Source organism: Nocardioides jiangsuensis (genome assembly GCF_019679455.1).
GTDB lineage: Bacteria > Actinomycetota > Actinomycetes > Propionibacteriales > Nocardioidaceae > Nocardioides_C > Nocardioides_C jiangsuensis.
In genome coordinates, this window is record NZ_JAIEZQ010000002.1 from 1,399,817 (window position 1) to 1,415,102 (window position 15,286).

Below are 15,286 nucleotides of genomic sequence, written 5' to 3' on the forward strand. Positions count from 1 at the left end.
TAAGTCTCACCTTCCGGACGGCCTCACCACAAACGCAGATCTTATGATGTGAGACGCCAGTCCATTATTTGGTACGGCGCACCTGGGGAGGCGCCTGCCACCACGCCGTCACTACGCTGTTCCCCATGACCGAGTCGACCACAGTGAACACGCAGGTCTCGGGCGGGAACGATGTCGCCGCGACGGCCAGCACCGCCTACAACGCAGCCCTGGAGGTGATCGCCTCGGTCGAGCCTCGCGTGGCGGAGGCCACACGCGACGAGCTCGCCGACCAGCGCAGCTCGCTGAAGCTGATCGCCAGCGAGAACTACGCCTCGCCCGCCGTGCTGCTCACCATGGGCACCTGGTTCAGCGACAAGTACGCGGAGGGCACGGTCGGCCACCGGTTCTACGCCGGCTGCCAGAACGTGGACACCGTCGAGGCGCTCGCCGCGGAGCACGCCCGCGAGCTGTTCGGGGCCGAGTACGCCTACGCGCAGCCGCACTCGGGGATCGACGCGAACCTCGTCGCGTTCTGGTCGATCCTGGCCCACCGCGTGGAGTCGCCGGCGCTGGAGCGGTTCGGTGCCAAGAACGTCAACGAGCTCTCCGAGGAGGACTGGGAGACGCTGCGCCACGAGCTCGGCAACCAGCGGATGCTCGGCATGTCCCTGGACGCCGGCGGCCACCTCACGCACGGCTTCCGCCCCAACATCTCCGGCAAGATGTTCCACCAGCGCAGCTATGGCACCGACCCGGAGACCGGGCTGCTCGACTACGACCGGGTCGCCGCGGCCGCCCGCGAGTTCAAGCCGCTCGTGCTCATCGCCGGGTACTCCGCCTACCCCCGCCGGGTGAACTTCGCCAAGATGCGCGAGATCGCCGACGAGGTGGGCGCCACCCTCATGGTCGACATGGCGCACTTCGCGGGCCTGGTCGCCGGCAAGGTGTTCACCGGCGAGGAGAACCCGGTGCCCTACGCGCACGTCGTCACCACCACCACGCACAAGTCGCTGCGCGGCCCGCGCGGCGGCCTGGTGCTGGCCACCGAGGAGTACGCCCCGTCCGTGGACCGCGGCTGCCCGATGGTGCTCGGCGGCCCGCTCTCGCACGTGATGGCGGCCAAGGCGGTCGCCCTCGCCGAGGCGCGGCAGCCGGCCTTCGCGACGTACGCCCAGAACATCGCCGACAACGCCCAGTCGCTCGCCGAGGGCTTCCTCCAGCGCGACGCCAGGCTCGTGACCGGCGGCACCGACAACCACCTCGTGCTGCTCGACGTCTCCGGCTTCGGGCTCACCGGCCGTCAGGCGGAGTCCGCGCTGCTCGACGCGGGCGTGGTGACCAACCGCAACTCCGTGCCCGCCGACCCGAACGGTGCCTGGTACACCTCGGGGATCCGCTTCGGTACGCCGGCGCTGACCACCCGCGGCTTCGGGCGCGACGAGTTCGACCGGGTCGCCGAGCTCGTCGTCGACGTCCTGTCGAACACCACGCCGAACCTCACGAAGGACGGCAGGACCTCCAAGGCCAGCTACACCCTGGCCGACGGTGTCGTCGAGCGGACCAAGGCCGCCTCGGCGGAGCTGCTCGACAAGCACCCGCTCTACCCGGGTCTCGAGCTCACCTGAGCATCCTGCCCCGGCCCCGCGGCGGCGCGCACGACGCGTCCGCGCCCTCCGCGGGCATCTAGTTCGTGAGCAGATGGCTGTTCTGGAGCCCCGGGACAGCCATCTGCTCACGAACTACCCGATGAGCGGGCTGGAGACGGGCCTCAGGCGGGCGTCGGCGTGGTCCGGTCGACGATCGCGCGCAGGTCGATCCCGCGCGGCAGGGTGCCGAGCGTGCCACCGTACTCCTGCCCGAGCCGGGTCGCGCAGAACGCGTCCGCGACCTCGGGCGGCGCGTGCCGCACGAGCAGTGCGCCCTGCAGCACCGCGGCCATCTGCCCGGCCAGCCGGCGGGCGCGCAGCTCGAGGTCGGACACGTCGGCGAGCTGCTCGAGCACGGCCTCGATCGCCCGGTCGAGCCGCGTGTCCTCGCCACGGGCCATGCCCACCTCGACGAGCCACGCGTTCAGCGCCTCGGGCTCGCGGGAGAGCGCCCGGAGCACGTCGAGCGCGTTGACGTTGCCCGACCCCTCCCAGAGGGAGTTCAGCGGGGACTCGCGGAACAGCAGCGGCATCGCCGACTCCTCCACGTACCCGTTGCCGCCCAGGCACTCGAGCGCCTCGGCGACCATCATCGGGGTGCGCTTGCACACCCAGAACTTCGCGAGCGGCAGCGCGATCCGGCGGAAGGCGGCCTCGTGCGGGTCCTGGGCGTCGTCCACGGCGGCGGCCAGGCGCATCGCCAGCGCGGTGGCGGCCTCGGACTCGACCGCGAGGTCGGCGACCACGTTCTGCATCAGCGGCTTGTCGACGAGCAGCCCGCCGAACGCGGAGCGGTGCCCGACGTGCCACGACGCCTCGGCGACCGCGCGGCGCATCAGCGACGCGGAGCCGATCACGCAGTCCAGCCGAGTCGCCGCGACCATCTCGATGATCGTGCGCACGCCGCGACCCTCGTCGCCGAGCCGCTGCGCCCAGGTGCCGTGGAACTCCAGCTCGGAGGAGGCGTTGGACCGGTTGCCGAGCTTGTCCTTGAGGCGTACGACGTCCAGCCGGTTGCGCGTGCCGTCGGGGAGGACCCGCGGCACGAGGAAGCAGGTCACGCCGCCGGGGGCCTGCGCGAGGACCAGGAACACGTCGTTCATCGGCGCGGACGTGAACCACTTGTGGCCGTGCAGGGTGTACTCGCCCTCGACGCCGGTGGCCCGGGCCTCGGTCACGTTCGCGCGGACGTCGGAGCCGCCCTGCTTCTCGGTCATGCCCATGCCGGCCAGGGCGCCGGACTTCGACGCGACGGGGCGGAGCCCGAAGTCGTAGGAGGTGGCGGCCAGCTTCGGCGTCCACTCCTTGGCGAGCGTGTCGTCCACCCGCAGCGCGGGGACCGCGGCGTACGTCATCGAGATCGGGCAGCCGTGGCCGGGCTCGGTCTGCGACCAGGCGAAGAACCCGGCGGCGCGGCGCAGGTGCGCGTGCGGGGAGTCAGACTGCCACGGCGCGGCCTGGAGACCGTGGCCCACGCCGCGCTCCATCAGCCAGTGCCACGACGGGTGGAAGCGGACCTCGTCCACCCGGTTGCCGTACCGGTCGAACGCGACCAGCTCGGGCTCGTGCCGGTTGGCCAGCAGGCCGTGCTCGCGGGCCTCCGCCGTGCCCGCCTCCGCGCCGAGCCCGGCGAGGCTGTCGAGCACCTCGGGGGCTCCGTGCCGCGTCACGGCCTCGCTCAGCGCGAGGTCGGAGAGCACGACGTTGTGACCGACAAGTGGTGGAGCCTGGTTCGCCGCTACCCGGTTATCGATGGCCATGTCGTTACCGTAGAGCCATGCCAGAGACGCGGGGGAGCCGGGAGCAGGCCGGCCCTTCCCGCTGGTCGGTGACGCGCGACACCGCCTGGCGGCTGGTCGTGTCCACCGTCGGCACCTGCTACCGGAACCGGGTCACGGGTCTCGCGGCCGAGGCGGCGTTCTTCGCGCTGCTGTCCCTACCGCCGCTGATCTTCGCGCTGGCCGGCTCCATCGGCTACGTCTTCGAGAGCTTCGACGACGCGCGGGCCGCCGAGGTCCGCGCGGCGGTGATCGAGGTCGCGTCGCGGGCGCTGACCGACGAGACCGTCGACAAGGTGATCACGCCGACCCTCGACGACGTCTTCCGTGGTGGCCGGTACGACGTCATCTCGATCGGCTTCGTGCTCGCGTTGTGGTCCGGTTCCCGGGCGCTCAACGTCTTCGTCGACACGATCACGATCATGTACGGCCTCGGCGGCCACCGCGGCATCCTGAAGACCCGCGTGCTGTCGTTCGTGCTCTACGTGCTCGGACTGGTCACCGGCGTGGTCACCATCCCGCTCGTCGTGGCCGGCCCGACCCTCGTGGAACGGCTGGTCCCGGACCGGCTCGACTTCCTCAACGGGCTCTACTGGCCGGCGGTCGTGGTGCTCTCGATCTGCTTCCTGGCCACGCTCTACCACGCCTCGGTGCCGGTGCGGACGTCATGGCGCTACAACCTGCCCGGCGCCACGCTGACCCTGCTGCTGTGGATCCTGGGGTCGTTCCTGCTGCGGTTCGCCCTGACCACGACCGCGGGGGAGTCCACCTCGATCTACGGTCCGCTCGCGGCGCCCATCGCGGTGCTGCTGTGGCTCTACCTGCTCTCGATCGCGGTCCTCATCGGCGCCGCCCTGAACGCCGCGTTCGACCGGGTCTGGCCGGAGTCGGAGACCGCCCGCGCGCGGATGGAGCTGGTCCGGCGGCTGCGGCTGCGGGCGATGCTCCCGCGCCTGCGCCGCGACCAGGAGGAGCGCGCGGCGCTCGGCGTCGACGAGGAGTACGACGAGACGCTGCCCCATGACGAGCGGGTCGAGGTGCTCGCCGAGCTCGAGAGCGAGCAGGAGGCCCGCGAGGAGGCACGCGAGGGTTAATCGGGTGCGTGGCGGTGGGCCCGGCCGTACATTCCCTGTGTGCTGGAGACCATCGGCTACGACCCCCGGATGGCCAGGTGGGCCGCTCACGCGGACACCTCGGTCGGGCGCGTCGTACGCGTGGACCGGGGCGTGGCGCACGTGCTCACCGAGGACGGGCCGCTCCGCGCCGGGTTCGGGGGGAACCTGCTCGCGGCGGTCGCCAAGGACGCCACCGCCGCGCCCTGCACGGGCGACTGGGTGGTGGTCAGGGAGTGGCCCGACCACCGGCTGACTGTCGAGCAGGTGCTGCCCCGCCGTACGGCGGTGGTCCGCGCGACCGCCGGCGAGCAGTCCCACGGCCAGGTGCTCTGCGCCAACGTCGACCTCGCGGCGGTCGTCGTCGCGCTGCACCCGCTGCCGGTGCCGGCCCGGGTGGACCGGCTCCTGTCCCTGGCCTGGGGGAGCGGCGCGCGGCCGCTGGTGGTGCTCACGAAGGACGACGTGGTCTCCGACGGTGAGCAGGTGGCCGAGGACCTGGCCGTCGAGCTGCCCGACGTGGAGGTGGTCCGCACGAGCACGGTCACCGGGCTGGGCATCGACCGGCTCGCCGCGCTGGTCGCCGGCGGGCTCACCCTCGCTCTGCTCGGCTCGTCGGGCCACGGGAAGTCGTCCCTGGTCAACGCGCTGGTCGGGACCGACGTGCTCGGCACCCGGGCGATCCGCGACGACGGGCGCGGCCGGCACACGTCGGTGCGCCGCGAGCTCGTCGTGCTCCCGGGCGGCGGCGCGGTGATCGACACCCCCGGGCTGCGGGGCATCGGGCTGATCGACGAGGGCGGCCTCGCCGGAGCGTTCGCCGACGTCGTGGCGCTGGCGGCCGGCTGCCGGTTCCGCGACTGCACGCACCGGTCGGAGCCGGGCTGCGCGGTGAACGCGGCACTGGAGGACGGCACCCTGTCGCGGCGCCGCTACGAGAGCTGGCGGATGCTGCTCCGCGAGGCCGACGCGATGGCCGCGCGCAAGACCGCCCGGCTGCGGGGCGAGCAGAACAGGGAACGGAAGCGGCGGATGCGCGAGCACGGGACCGGCCGGTGACCGGAGCGGAGGGGCTCGTCATCCGCGCCGAGCAGGCGGCCGACCTGGCCACGACCCGCCAGGTCGTCCAGGCTCGACGCCCCCACGCGGCTGGTCGAGGTGCTCGTGCTCAGCCCGCTCTCGGTGCACCCGGACGCGCAGGCCGGCGGCGTCGGGAGTGCGCTGGTACGGCACTCGCTGGAGGTCGTGCGGGACCGCCCGGAGCCGCTGGTGTTCCTCGAGGGCTCGCCGCGCTACTACCCGCGGTTCGGGTTCGCGCCGGGCGCCGCGGGCGGGTTCACCGCCCCGTCCACGCGGATCCCGGGCCCCGCGTTCCAGTACGTGGCGCTCCCGCCGTACCGGCCGTGGATGACCGGCGCCCCTGGTCTACCCCGACGTGTTCTGGGCCCACGACTGCGTCGGGCTCCGTGAGAGCGGCGACGGCGAGGGGGCCCGACCTAGACTCGGTCCATGAGGACCACCCGGGCCTGGACGGGTGTCGTGGCCGCCGCGGCGCTGGTGCTCGCGGCGTGCTCCGTCGGTCCGGACGACCCGCCGGGGCCCGGCGCCGGCTCGGAGCCCTCCGCGTCGCACTCAACCGGCCAGGACGGGACCGCCACCCCCGAAGCCGTCGCGCTCCGGCCCGGCGAGAGGTTCCTCGAGCTCGCCATGCCGTCGCCGTACGCCCCGTCCGCACCGAGCGGCGGCACCGACGACTACCGCTGCTTCCTGCTCGACCCCGGGACCGACGAGGACGCCTTCGTCACCGGGGTCGACGTGGTGCCGGGGAACCGTGACGTGGTGCACCACGTGATCCTGTTCCGGGTCCCGCCGGCACAGGTGGCCGCGGCCGAGCGCACCGACCGCCGCACCCCGGGGCAGGGGTGGACCTGCTTCGGCGGCTCCGAGGTCGGCGGTGCCGTCGGCGGGTTGGACGACGCGCCCTGGATCGGCGCCTGGGCGCCGGGTGGCGGTGAGCGGCTCCTCGACCCCGACATCGGCATCCCGCTCGAGGCCGGTTCCCGGATCGTCATGCAGGTCCACTACAACCTGCTGGCCGGCAGCGACCCCGACGTGAGCAGCGCCCGGCTCCGGCTCGCCGACGGCACCGAGGACGTGTCCCCGCTGCGGACCGTGCTCCTGCCCGCCCCGGTCGAGCTGCCCTGCCGCACCGGGGAAACGGGGCCGCTGTGCGACCGGAAGGCGGCCGTGGACGACGTCGCCGCCCGCTTCGGGGAGGGTGCCCGGCAGATGGTCTCCGGCCTGCAGCTCGTCTGCGGCGGCTTCGGCGGTGTCGACCCCGGTCCGACCCAGAGCTGCGCGCGGGGCGTGGACCGACCCACCACGGTGCGGGCGGTCGCCGGGCACATGCACCTGCTCGGCCGGTCGATCCGGATCGAGGTGAACCCCGGCGAGGCGGACGCCCGCACCCTGCTCGACATCCCGGTGTGGGACTTCGACGACCAGGGCACCCAGGTGCTCGACGAGCCGGTCCGGCTGCGCCGCGGCGACCGGCTCCAGGTCACCTGCACCCACGACCAGGGGCTGCGCGACCTGCTCCCCGCCTTCGAGGGTCAGCCCGAGCGGTACGTGGTGTGGGGTGAGGGCACCACGGACGAGATGTGCCTGGGCATCGTCATGGCCACCGCGCCCTGACCCCGCCCTCGTGGTCGCGACCGGACCCACCGTGAGAGGCTGTGCGCCGCGGGGACAGGTGCCGAACCGAGAGCAAAGGGACGGGATGGGAAACGTCAACCTGCCGACGCCGGTCGCCCTGGCCGGCGGAGCGATCTGCATCCTGGGTGGCTACCTGCTCGGGGTCGTGGCGGGTCCGGACACCCCGAGCCGGACGACCGCGCTCGTCGAGAGCTACGACGACAGCACGAGCCGGCTCTGCCTGACCGGTGACTCGGTGGAGGACCAGGAGGGCGCCGTCGACGGCACCCTCTGCGGTATCTGGCGGCGCACCGAGGGCAACGACAGCCGTCCCGAGCCCGGCGACCGGTTCCGGTTCGTGTCGCTCGCGGGCGACCCCGGTCCCGACGACGACACCGGCCGGGCCGAGCCCTCGACGATGATCTACGGCGATGTCGTGCGGTAGGTGCGCCGTACACCTTCGCGCGTCCCGTAGATTCTCACCGTGCCTGAACTGATCGAGCCGGACACCTCACCCGTGCGGGTCCGGCTCCCCGCCATGACCCGCTCCCCGTGGTGGGAGCTCGGGCGCCGGTTGCTGATGGCGGCCGCGGTCCTGACGGCGACGGTGGCGCTGGTCTGGTTCGACCGGGACGGGTACGTCGACAACTCCGACCCCACCGGCACGGTGGACCTGGCCGACGCGGTCTACTACACCACCGTCACACTCAGCACGACCGGCTACGGCGACATCGCGCCCGCGACGACGCAGGCCCGCCTGGTCAACGCCTTCGTCGTGACGCCGCTGCGGATCGCGTTCCTGGTGCTGCTGATCGGGACGACCATCGAGGTGCTGGCGAGCCAGGGACGTGAGAACTTCCGGGTCGCCCGCTGGAGGAAGTACATGGAAGACCACGTCGTCGTGATCGGCTACGGCACCAAGGGCCGCAGCGCGGTGGAGACGCTCGTCAACAACGGCACCCGCAAGGAGTCGATCATCATCGTCGACCCGAGCAGCACCGCGCTCGGCGAGGCGCACGCCGACGGCATCGCGGTCGTCACCGGCGACGCCACCCGGCGGGAGGTGCTGCGCCGGGCGGGCACCGCGAACGCGCGCCAGGTGATCATCACGACCGACCGCGACGACTCGACGGTCCTGGCCACCCTCAACGTGCGCCAGCTCAACCCGAACGCCTACATCGTGGCCGCGGTCCGCGAGCAGGACAACGTGCCGCTGGTCCGGCAGAGCGGTGCGGACTCGGTGATCACCTCCTCCGACGCGGTCGGCCGGCTGCTCGGCCTGTCGTCGCTGAGCCCGAGCCTGGGCTCGGTGATGGAGGACCTGCTCACCTACGGGGAGGGCCTCGAGGTGGCCGAGCGCGACCTGCTGGTCCCCGAGGTCGGCAAGCAGCCGCAGAGCCTGCCCGACCAGGTGATCGCGGTGATCCGCGACGGCCAGGTCTTCCGCTACTTCGATCCGGTGGTGACCCAGCTCGCGCGCGGGGACAGGCTGGTCGTCGTACGCCCCGCCGAGGAGCTGCCCTGGGCGCCGCGTCCGGGCACGCACGGCGAGGACGCCACGATCGACGAGGACTGAGGTGGCCCCTTCCCTCACCCATCGCGATCGCCCAGGACCGCGCGACCGACGCGAGCGGGCGGGCAGGCCGTTGCTGCGGCACCCGGCCCAGGCCGTCGTCGTCGGGTTCGCAGGCGCGGTCCTCGTCGGCACCCTGCTGCTCATGCTCCCGCTGTCGCGCGCCGGTGACGGGGGTGCGCCCGCCCTCGTCGCGCTGTTCACCTCCACGAGCGCGGTGTGCGTGACCGGGCTCGCGGTCGTCGACACCCCCACCTACTGGTCCGGCTTCGGGCAGGCGGTGATCCTGGGGCTGATCCAGGTCGGCGGCTTCGGGATCATGACGCTGGCGTCCCTGCTGGGGCTGCTGGTCTCGCGGCGGATGGGGCTGCGCACGCGGCTCACCGCGGCGGCGGAGACCAAGAGCATCGGCATCGGCGACGTCCGGGCGGTGCTGCTCGGGGTCGCGAAGGTGAGCCTGCTCTTCGAGTCCGTCACGGCCGTCGGGCTGACCCTTCGGTTCCTCCTCGGGTACGACGAGCCGTTCGGCCGGGCGGCGTACCTCGGGCTGTTCCACGCTGTCTCCGCCTTCAACAACGCCGGGTTCGCGCTCTACACCGACAACCTGATGGGCTTCGTCACCGACCCGTGGATCTGCCTGCCGATCGCGTTCGCGGTAATCGTGGGCGGGCTCGGGTTCCCGGTGCTCTTCGAGCTGCGGCGGCACCTGGCCCGGCCGGACCGGTGGAGCCTGCACACCCGGCTCACCGTGTGGACCAGCGCGGCGCTGCTCCTGCTCGGCACGCTGTTCGTCTCGTGGAGCGAGTGGACCAACCCCGGCACGCTCGGCCCGCTCGACACACCGGGCCGGCTGCTGGCCGGGTTCTTCCAGTCGGTGATGCCCCGGACCGCGGGCTTCAACAGCCTCGACTACGGGGCGATGAACAGCGGCACCCTGCTCGGCACCAACGTGCTGATGTTCATCGGCGGCGGGTCGGCCGGCACCGCGGGCGGGATCAAGGTGACCACGTTCGTGCTGCTGTTCTTCGTGATCATCGCGGAGGTGCGCGGCGAGCCGACCGTGCACGCCTTCGACCGGCGGATCGGCGACCGCGTCCAGCGCCAGGCGCTCACGGTGGCGCTGCTGTCGGTCGGCGCGATCGTCTCCGCAGCCCTGCTGCTGCTGGAGATCACCGACTTCGCCACCGACCGCATCCTGTTCGAGGTCGTCTCGGCGTTCGCGACCGTCGGGCTCTCCACCGGGATCACCGCGGACCTGCCCGGCTCCGGGCAGCTGGTGCTGGTCTTCTTGATGTTTCTCGGCCGGCTCGGCCCCATCACCCTCGTCTCGGCGCTCGCCCTCCGCGAGCGCCAGCGCCTCTACCAGCTCCCGGAAGGACGGCCTCTCATTGGCTAGGAAACACGTGGGCGGCGTCGCCGTCATCGGACTCGGCCGGTTCGGTATGTCGCTGGCGCTCGAGCTCGTCGGGGACGGGGTGGAGGTGCTCGGCATCGACTCCGACCCGAAGGTCGTGCAGTCCATGGCCGGCCGGCTCACCCACGTCGTCGAGGCGGACTCCACCGACGAGGAGGCGCTGCGCCAGCTCTCCGTGCACGAGTTCGACCGGGCCGTGGTCGGTATCGGCAACGACCTCGAGGCCAGCATCCTCACCGCGTCGGTGCTGCTCACCCTCGGGGTGCCCCACGTGTGGGCCAAGGCGATCAGCCACTCCCACGCGCGGATCCTCGGCCAGCTCGGCGTGCACCACGTGGTCCGGCCCGAGCACGACATGGGCAAGCGGGTGGCGCACCTCGTCCGCGGCCGGATGCTCGACTACATCGAGTTCGACGACGGCTACGCGATCGTGAAGACCCGGCCGCCGGTGAGCATCGAGGGCAAGCCGCTGGGGGAGTCCGGGGTGCGGTCGCGGTACGGCGTCACGATCGTCGGCATCAAGCGCGAGGGGGAGGACTTCACGCACGCCACCGCCGAGACCGTCGTACGGCCGGGCGACCTGGTGATCGTCTCCGGGCCCCGCCAGGGCGTGGAGCGGTTCAGCGAGCTGGCCTGACCCGACCGGTCGGCCCCTGCCGGTTCCGGGCGGTCAGATCAGCGGCAGCCGGCGCGCGGCGAGGGCGGCGACGTCGTCCTCGCGGGTGTGGTCGCGCACGGTCTCCACGAGGTGCTCAAGGCGTAGCGACAGGTCTCCGTCGCGGAGCTTCGCCGCGGTCTCGGCGAGCCGCGCCTGGCCGAGGTCGATGTCCTCGTCACGGCGCTCGATGAGACCGTCGGTGAACATCAGGAGGGTGTCGCCCTCGTGCATCGGCACGGTGAACGCCGTGCGCTCCTGGGGTCCCGCGCCCAGGGGTGCGCTGACCGCGTCGGAGAGCTCGTCGGTCTCCCCGGTCGCGCGCAGCAGCACCGGAGGGGGGTGCCCGGCGTTGACGATGCGGAGCTCGTCGCGGGCCGGGTCGGCCAGCACGTAGACCAGGGTCACCAGCTGGCCGTAGTCGTACATCGCGAACATGGTGTCCAGCTTGCCCATCACGTTCTCCGGGGTCGGGTCGATGGCGACGTACGAGCGGACCGTGGCCCGCATCTGCGCCATCGCCGCGGCCGCCTCGACCCCGCGACCCATCACGTCACCGACGAAGAACGCGACCTTGTCCCCGAGCGACAGCACGTCGTAGAAGTCACCACCGACGTCGGTGCGCCCCGACGGGCTGTAGTAGCCGGCGAACTCCCAGCCGCCCATCGGCTCGAGCCGCTCGGGGAGCACCGCCCGCTGCAGCCGGACCGCGGCCTCCCGGGTCTGGCTGTGCAGCTGGGCGTTGTCGATGGCGATCGCGGCTCGCTGCGCGACGTTCTCGACGAACGCGAGGTCGGCCGTGGTGAACAGGCGCTGCTCGTGCGAGGAGACCCAGGTCATCACGCCGAGCACCCGGCCGTGGGCCACGAGGGGTGCGGTGACGGCGCTGCGCAGGTTGAGCTCGCGCGCGAGCCGGAGGTGCTCCTCGTCCTGCGCCGCGGCGACGAGCAGCTCGTCGGTGATCTCGTGGAGCAGCTCGCTCTCGCCGGTGCGAATCACGTGCCAGGACCCATGCTGGGCGTCGGGGTTCGGGGGGTAGCGGCGCTCGATCTCGCGCGCGAAGGCCACCTTGTCGGGGTCGACGTGGGCTACCTCGAGCGTGCGCAGCACGCCGTCCTCGAGCAGGGACACGGAGCACCAGTCGGCGAAGTCGGGGACGCCGATCCAGGCGACCTTCCGCAGTGTCGCCTCGTAGTCGAGGCTGGTCGAGAGCTCGGCGGACGCCTGGGCCAGGAAGGCGAGCTTGCGGGCCCGTTCGGCGGCGTCGGACATCGCCTCGATGCGCACCATCGCCTGGGCGCACGTGTCGGCGAGCAGCCGGAGGAACTCCTGCTCGGTGCTGTCGAAGGTCCGGCGGCCGGGGAAGGACAGCGTGATGACGCCGACGGTGCGGTTTCCGGCGGTGAGCGGGAAGCAGCCCAGGGTGCGCTCGCCGGGGGAGGCGACGTCGAGATCGGGGTAGCGCCGGTCGATCGCCTCGCGACCGGTGAGCAGCACCGGCTGCCCCGTGCGGACGCATTCGCCGGCCGGGGTGGGGAGGGACAGCGGAAAGGTGGCGTACTTGGTGGCGATCTCCTGGGAGGCGCCCCGGATCCCGATGAGCGCGAGCGTGTCGTCGTCGACCTTGCGGATCAGCGAGGCGATGGTCGCGCCGGCTGCGTCGGCGGCGTGCGAGATGACGATCCTGCTGACGGTCTCGATGTCGTCGGCGTAGACCAGCTCCGCGGTCACCCGCGCGAGCCGGGTGAGGCGGGCCGCGACGCGCTGCGCGCGGCCCCGGGCCGGGGACTGGCCCGAGGCGTCCTCCAGCACGAACAGCACGCCGACGGGCTGCCCGTCGCGGCGCAGCGGGCTCGCGGAGACGTCGAGGACCCGTTCGGTTCCCCGCTGGTCGGACGACGGGAGCTGACCGCTCCAGCTGACGCCGGCGAAGGCCTGGGCGAAGATCTCGTGGCCGGCGCCTGCATGGCTCTCGGGGAGCAGCAGCGCGACGAAGTCACCCCCGACGAGCTGGTCGCGCGGACGCTCGAGCAGGGCGTCCGCGGCCGCGTTGAGGTAGACGATCCGTCCGTGCGCGTCGGTGACCACCGCGGCTGTGTTGAGACCGTCCAGGTGCGAGGCGTCGGTGCGCCAGGTCCGGGGGTCGTCGAGCTTCGCCAGCGGTGCCATGGCCCTGATCATTCCAGTGCGGTGGTCGCGGTACCGCTCTTCGGGCGAAATCCCGCCGTGTCGACGGTCGGGGCAGCGGTGACGGTGCTCACAGCGGTCTCCGGCGTCCGATTCGAGTGGAATTGGTTACAGATTTAACCGGATTCGTGTCGCGCGGGGGGCGCTCAGCCGTCAGGATGGGCCCAGCGGCGATCTCCCCGGCTCCCCCGTACCGGTGGTGGAACGTCGGCCCCGCAGCAGTCGCGTCCTCGCGGCCGGTGCGGGGCACTTTTTTGTGCGCCAGCGGGCGCTGTGTGCGCCGACGGCAACCGACCGCACGATGGGGCATCCTGGGTCATCCGGGGCAAAGGCACTCAGCCGGTCGTATTCGGGCATCTGGTCATTTCTTCTCATTCGGCTAGTACCAGCGGGTACTTCGCGTTTGCGGGTATTCCGCCCCCGGTGCCGGCGTGGTTAGCGTCGACCGCGGTTGCTCGATCAGGAACGGCTCCCCTCCCGGACCGGCGTCGAGCGGCGGTCCCCAGCAGGTGCGGCAGGTTCCCCTGTCGTACGAATCCCGTCATCTGGAGGATTTCGCATGTCCGTCTCACGTCTCGCCCTCTCCGCAGCAGCCCTGGCCACCGCCGCCCTCGGCCTCGCCGTCGGCCCCGCCACGGCGGGCAACCCCAGCACCGGCAACGGCGCGCCCAGCGGGTCGCACTACCAGCTCAACGTCATCGGCGTCTCCAAGGACAAGGTCGCCGAGATGGACGGCAACAACGGCAGCCGGATCTTCGTCCCGCTGTGGGGCAAGGCCAAGATCAACCTGACCGAGGGCGACTTCGGGGTGCTCGACGCCAACGGCACGGACGCCGACGGCGCCACCTTCTCGCTGCCCAGCCCCGACCCCGACGGCGACGGCGTGACGGAGTACTCCGTCTACGCCCGCGCCCTCGGCACCCCCGGCGGTACGTCGACCACGACCACCTGCGCCACGGACGTGGCGACGGGGGAGGAGATCTGCTCGACCGAGTCGATGGTGCTCGTCCGCAACACCGGCAAGAGCACGTTCGACAACGTCAGCCGCGAGCTGCTCTACGTCTACTACGACCTCGACGGGGACGGCACCGCCGAGCTGATCCCGCTGTTCAGCGACAAGCTCGAGGACGAATTCTGGGACTACGACAACAAGGGCCTCAAGGTCGCGCAGTTGCGCTTCTACGAGCACGCGACCGACGTGAACTGAGCCCGCTCGATCTTCGGTGGAGCGGGGCGGTGGGGACCCTCCGCTCCTTCGAGGCAGGCGCCGGGCCGTTGGGACACCAGCGGTCCGGCGCCTTACGTCACGCAGCCCCTGACGCCGGTGCAAACCGCACCATTGACCGACGGACACTTTCCCGCGTCGTAGTGCAGCCCATACGCTGCCAGAGGAGGAGTTCAGGCGGGGAGTCGATCCCAGACGGGATGGAGGCTCGGGGGCCGCGTCCAGCCTGACCAGAGGCAGGAGGAGTCCCCATGACAGCAGAGTCGGACCGGATCGAAGAGCTCGAGAAGGACGTCGCTCACCTCATGGAGGAGGTGGAGCGGTACCGCAGCGCCGCGGAGGACGCCCTGCAGCAGCTGGACTGGTGCATCGGCTACTTCGCAGGCTCCCAGAAGGGCAAGGTCGCCCGGGTGCTGAGCTCCAACAGGTCGCACATTCGTCGCCAGTACCTGCGCCGCGCCGACCAGGCCACCCCCGCGTCGGCGAACGGACGTACCTGACCCACGGGGTGGGCAGCAGGTCGCCGCATGCGGAACGACCCCAGGGAGGGGCTCATGCCGGGGGTGCCGTTCCGGGGACGGACGGCAGATGAGGCCGTAGGTTGTCGGTACGTCGCACATCGCCACCGGTGTGAGACATCCACGGCGTCAGCAGCTCGCCGACGACGGGGGACCGCCATGACTCGCATGCCGACGCCACAGAACGACGTCCGGTACGCGCCTCCGCGTTTCGGCAACGGGATGGGCACGACCGGTCTCGTCATCGGCGTTGCCGGCCTGCTGCTGGTCTGGGTGCCTGGGCTCGGCATTCTTCTCGGGCCCCTCGCGCTCACCTTCAGCGCGGTCGGCTACGGCAACGTCCGTCGCGGTACGGCCACGAACCGGGGCGTCTCGATCGCCGGGCTGATCCTGGGGATCGTGAACCCGATCGCCTCGGTCGCCTTCGTGGTGATCCTCATGCGCGTCCTGTGTGGGGATTCCACGGAGTCGATCTGCGTCTTCTGAACTGGGTTCGAACCAG

General features: G+C 71.9%; 14 protein-coding genes. 12 read left to right on the plus strand and 2 right to left on the minus strand.

All coding sequences use genetic code 11. The features are described from left to right. The first annotated feature begins 125 nt into the window (after window positions 1-125). The gene (locus K1X13_RS15085) at window positions 126-1,607 is read left to right on the plus strand and encodes a glycine hydroxymethyltransferase (protein ID WP_221025841.1); all 1,482 of its coding nucleotides are present in this window, start codon (window positions 126-128) and stop codon (window positions 1,605-1,607) included. A 143-nt stretch (window positions 1,608-1,750) separates the two neighbouring features. Here the strand turns inward: K1X13_RS15085 and K1X13_RS15090 are convergent, their stop codons facing one another. After that, window positions 1,751-3,388, minus strand: a complete 1,638-nt coding sequence (locus K1X13_RS15090; RefSeq protein WP_221025842.1) for an acyl-CoA dehydrogenase family protein — start codon at window positions 3,386-3,388, stop codon at window positions 1,751-1,753. 17 nt (window positions 3,389-3,405) lie between these two features. On the opposite strand from K1X13_RS15090, the gene K1X13_RS15095 reads away from it, so the two are divergent. The 8 genes from K1X13_RS15095 (at window position 3,406) to K1X13_RS15130 (ending at window position 10,836) form a co-directional block, all read left to right on the plus strand. Continuing rightward, window positions 3,406-4,500 carry a YihY/virulence factor BrkB family protein gene (locus tag K1X13_RS15095; protein WP_221025843.1) on the plus strand — a complete coding sequence of 365 codons (1,095 nt, stop codon included), beginning with the start codon at window positions 3,406-3,408 and terminating at the stop codon, window positions 4,498-4,500. 39 nt (window positions 4,501-4,539) lie between these two features. Beyond that, the gene (gene rsgA / locus K1X13_RS15100) at window positions 4,540-5,577 is read left to right on the plus strand and encodes a ribosome small subunit-dependent GTPase A (RefSeq protein WP_308249570.1); all 1,038 of its coding nucleotides are present in this window, start codon (window positions 4,540-4,542) and stop codon (window positions 5,575-5,577) included. Between the two features lie 105 nt (window positions 5,578-5,682). Beyond that, on the plus strand, window positions 5,683-5,988 hold the full coding sequence (locus K1X13_RS15105; protein WP_221025844.1) for a GNAT family N-acetyltransferase: 306 nt from the start codon (window positions 5,683-5,685) through the stop codon (window positions 5,986-5,988). 39 nt (window positions 5,989-6,027) lie between these two features. Beyond that, the gene (locus K1X13_RS15110) at window positions 6,028-7,212 is read left to right on the plus strand and encodes a monooxygenase (RefSeq protein WP_221025845.1); all 1,185 of its coding nucleotides are present in this window, start codon (window positions 6,028-6,030) and stop codon (window positions 7,210-7,212) included. 85 nt (window positions 7,213-7,297) lie between these two features. Then, window positions 7,298-7,657, plus strand: a complete 360-nt coding sequence (locus K1X13_RS15115) for a hypothetical protein (RefSeq protein ID WP_221025846.1) — start codon at window positions 7,298-7,300, stop codon at window positions 7,655-7,657. Window positions 7,658-7,792: 135 nt separating this feature from the next. Then, window positions 7,793-8,788 (plus strand): potassium channel family protein, encoded by a 996-nt coding sequence (locus tag K1X13_RS15120; protein WP_372450705.1) that lies wholly within the window; start codon window positions 7,793-7,795, stop codon window positions 8,786-8,788. Between the two features lie 70 nt (window positions 8,789-8,858). Next, window positions 8,859-10,181 (plus strand): TrkH family potassium uptake protein, encoded by a 1,323-nt coding sequence (locus K1X13_RS15125; RefSeq protein ID WP_225914989.1) that lies wholly within the window; start codon window positions 8,859-8,861, stop codon window positions 10,179-10,181. A 7-nt stretch (window positions 10,182-10,188) separates the two neighbouring features. Further along, the gene (locus K1X13_RS15130; RefSeq protein ID WP_308249572.1) at window positions 10,189-10,836 is read left to right on the plus strand and encodes a potassium channel family protein; all 648 of its coding nucleotides are present in this window, start codon (window positions 10,189-10,191) and stop codon (window positions 10,834-10,836) included. Between the two features lie 33 nt (window positions 10,837-10,869). Here K1X13_RS15130 and K1X13_RS15135 read toward each other — a convergent pair whose 3' ends face one another. After that, on the minus strand, window positions 10,870-13,023 hold the full coding sequence (locus K1X13_RS15135; RefSeq protein ID WP_221025847.1) for a SpoIIE family protein phosphatase: 2,154 nt from the start codon (window positions 13,021-13,023) through the stop codon (window positions 10,870-10,872). Window positions 13,024-13,600: 577 nt separating this feature from the next. On the opposite strand from K1X13_RS15135, the gene K1X13_RS15140 reads away from it, so the two are divergent. From K1X13_RS15140 to K1X13_RS15150, 3 genes are all read left to right on the plus strand, one after another. After that, window positions 13,601-14,248 carry a hypothetical protein gene (locus K1X13_RS15140; RefSeq protein WP_221025848.1) on the plus strand — a complete coding sequence of 216 codons (648 nt, stop codon included), beginning with the start codon at window positions 13,601-13,603 and terminating at the stop codon, window positions 14,246-14,248. A 269-nt stretch (window positions 14,249-14,517) separates the two neighbouring features. After that, window positions 14,518-14,766: a hypothetical protein gene (locus tag K1X13_RS15145; protein ID WP_221025849.1), complete on the plus strand. Its 249-nt coding sequence runs from the start codon at window positions 14,518-14,520 to the stop codon at window positions 14,764-14,766. A gap of 186 nt (window positions 14,767-14,952) precedes the next feature. After that, the gene (locus K1X13_RS15150; protein ID WP_221025850.1) at window positions 14,953-15,270 is read left to right on the plus strand and encodes a hypothetical protein; all 318 of its coding nucleotides are present in this window, start codon (window positions 14,953-14,955) and stop codon (window positions 15,268-15,270) included. The last annotated feature ends 16 nt before the right edge of the window (window positions 15,271-15,286 follow it).

Excerpts from the sequence above, each read along its gene's own strand:
- K1X13_RS15115 (WP_221025846.1), top strand. The coding sequence starts at position 7,298 with ATGGGAAACGTCAACCTGCCGACGCCGGTCGCCCTGGCCGGCGGAGCG.
- K1X13_RS15110 (WP_221025845.1), top strand. The coding sequence starts at position 6,028 with ATGAGGACCACCCGGGCCTGGACGGGTGTCGTGGCCGCCGCGGCGCTG.
- K1X13_RS15135 (WP_221025847.1), bottom strand. The coding sequence starts at position 13,023 with ATGGCACCGCTGGCGAAGCTCGACGACCCCCGGACCTGGCGCACCGAC.
- K1X13_RS15090 (WP_221025842.1), bottom strand. The coding sequence starts at position 3,388 with ATGGCCATCGATAACCGGGTAGCGGCGAACCAGGCTCCACCACTTGTC.
- K1X13_RS15085 (WP_221025841.1), top strand. The coding sequence starts at position 126 with ATGACCGAGTCGACCACAGTGAACACGCAGGTCTCGGGCGGGAACGAT.
- K1X13_RS15145 (WP_221025849.1), top strand. The coding sequence starts at position 14,518 with ATGACAGCAGAGTCGGACCGGATCGAAGAGCTCGAGAAGGACGTCGCT.
- K1X13_RS15140 (WP_221025848.1), top strand. The coding sequence starts at position 13,601 with ATGTCCGTCTCACGTCTCGCCCTCTCCGCAGCAGCCCTGGCCACCGCC.
- K1X13_RS15120 (WP_372450705.1), top strand. The coding sequence starts at position 7,793 with ATGGCGGCCGCGGTCCTGACGGCGACGGTGGCGCTGGTCTGGTTCGAC.
- K1X13_RS15150 (WP_221025850.1), top strand. The coding sequence starts at position 14,953 with ATGCCGACGCCACAGAACGACGTCCGGTACGCGCCTCCGCGTTTCGGC.
- K1X13_RS15095 (WP_221025843.1), top strand. The coding sequence starts at position 3,406 with ATGCCAGAGACGCGGGGGAGCCGGGAGCAGGCCGGCCCTTCCCGCTGG.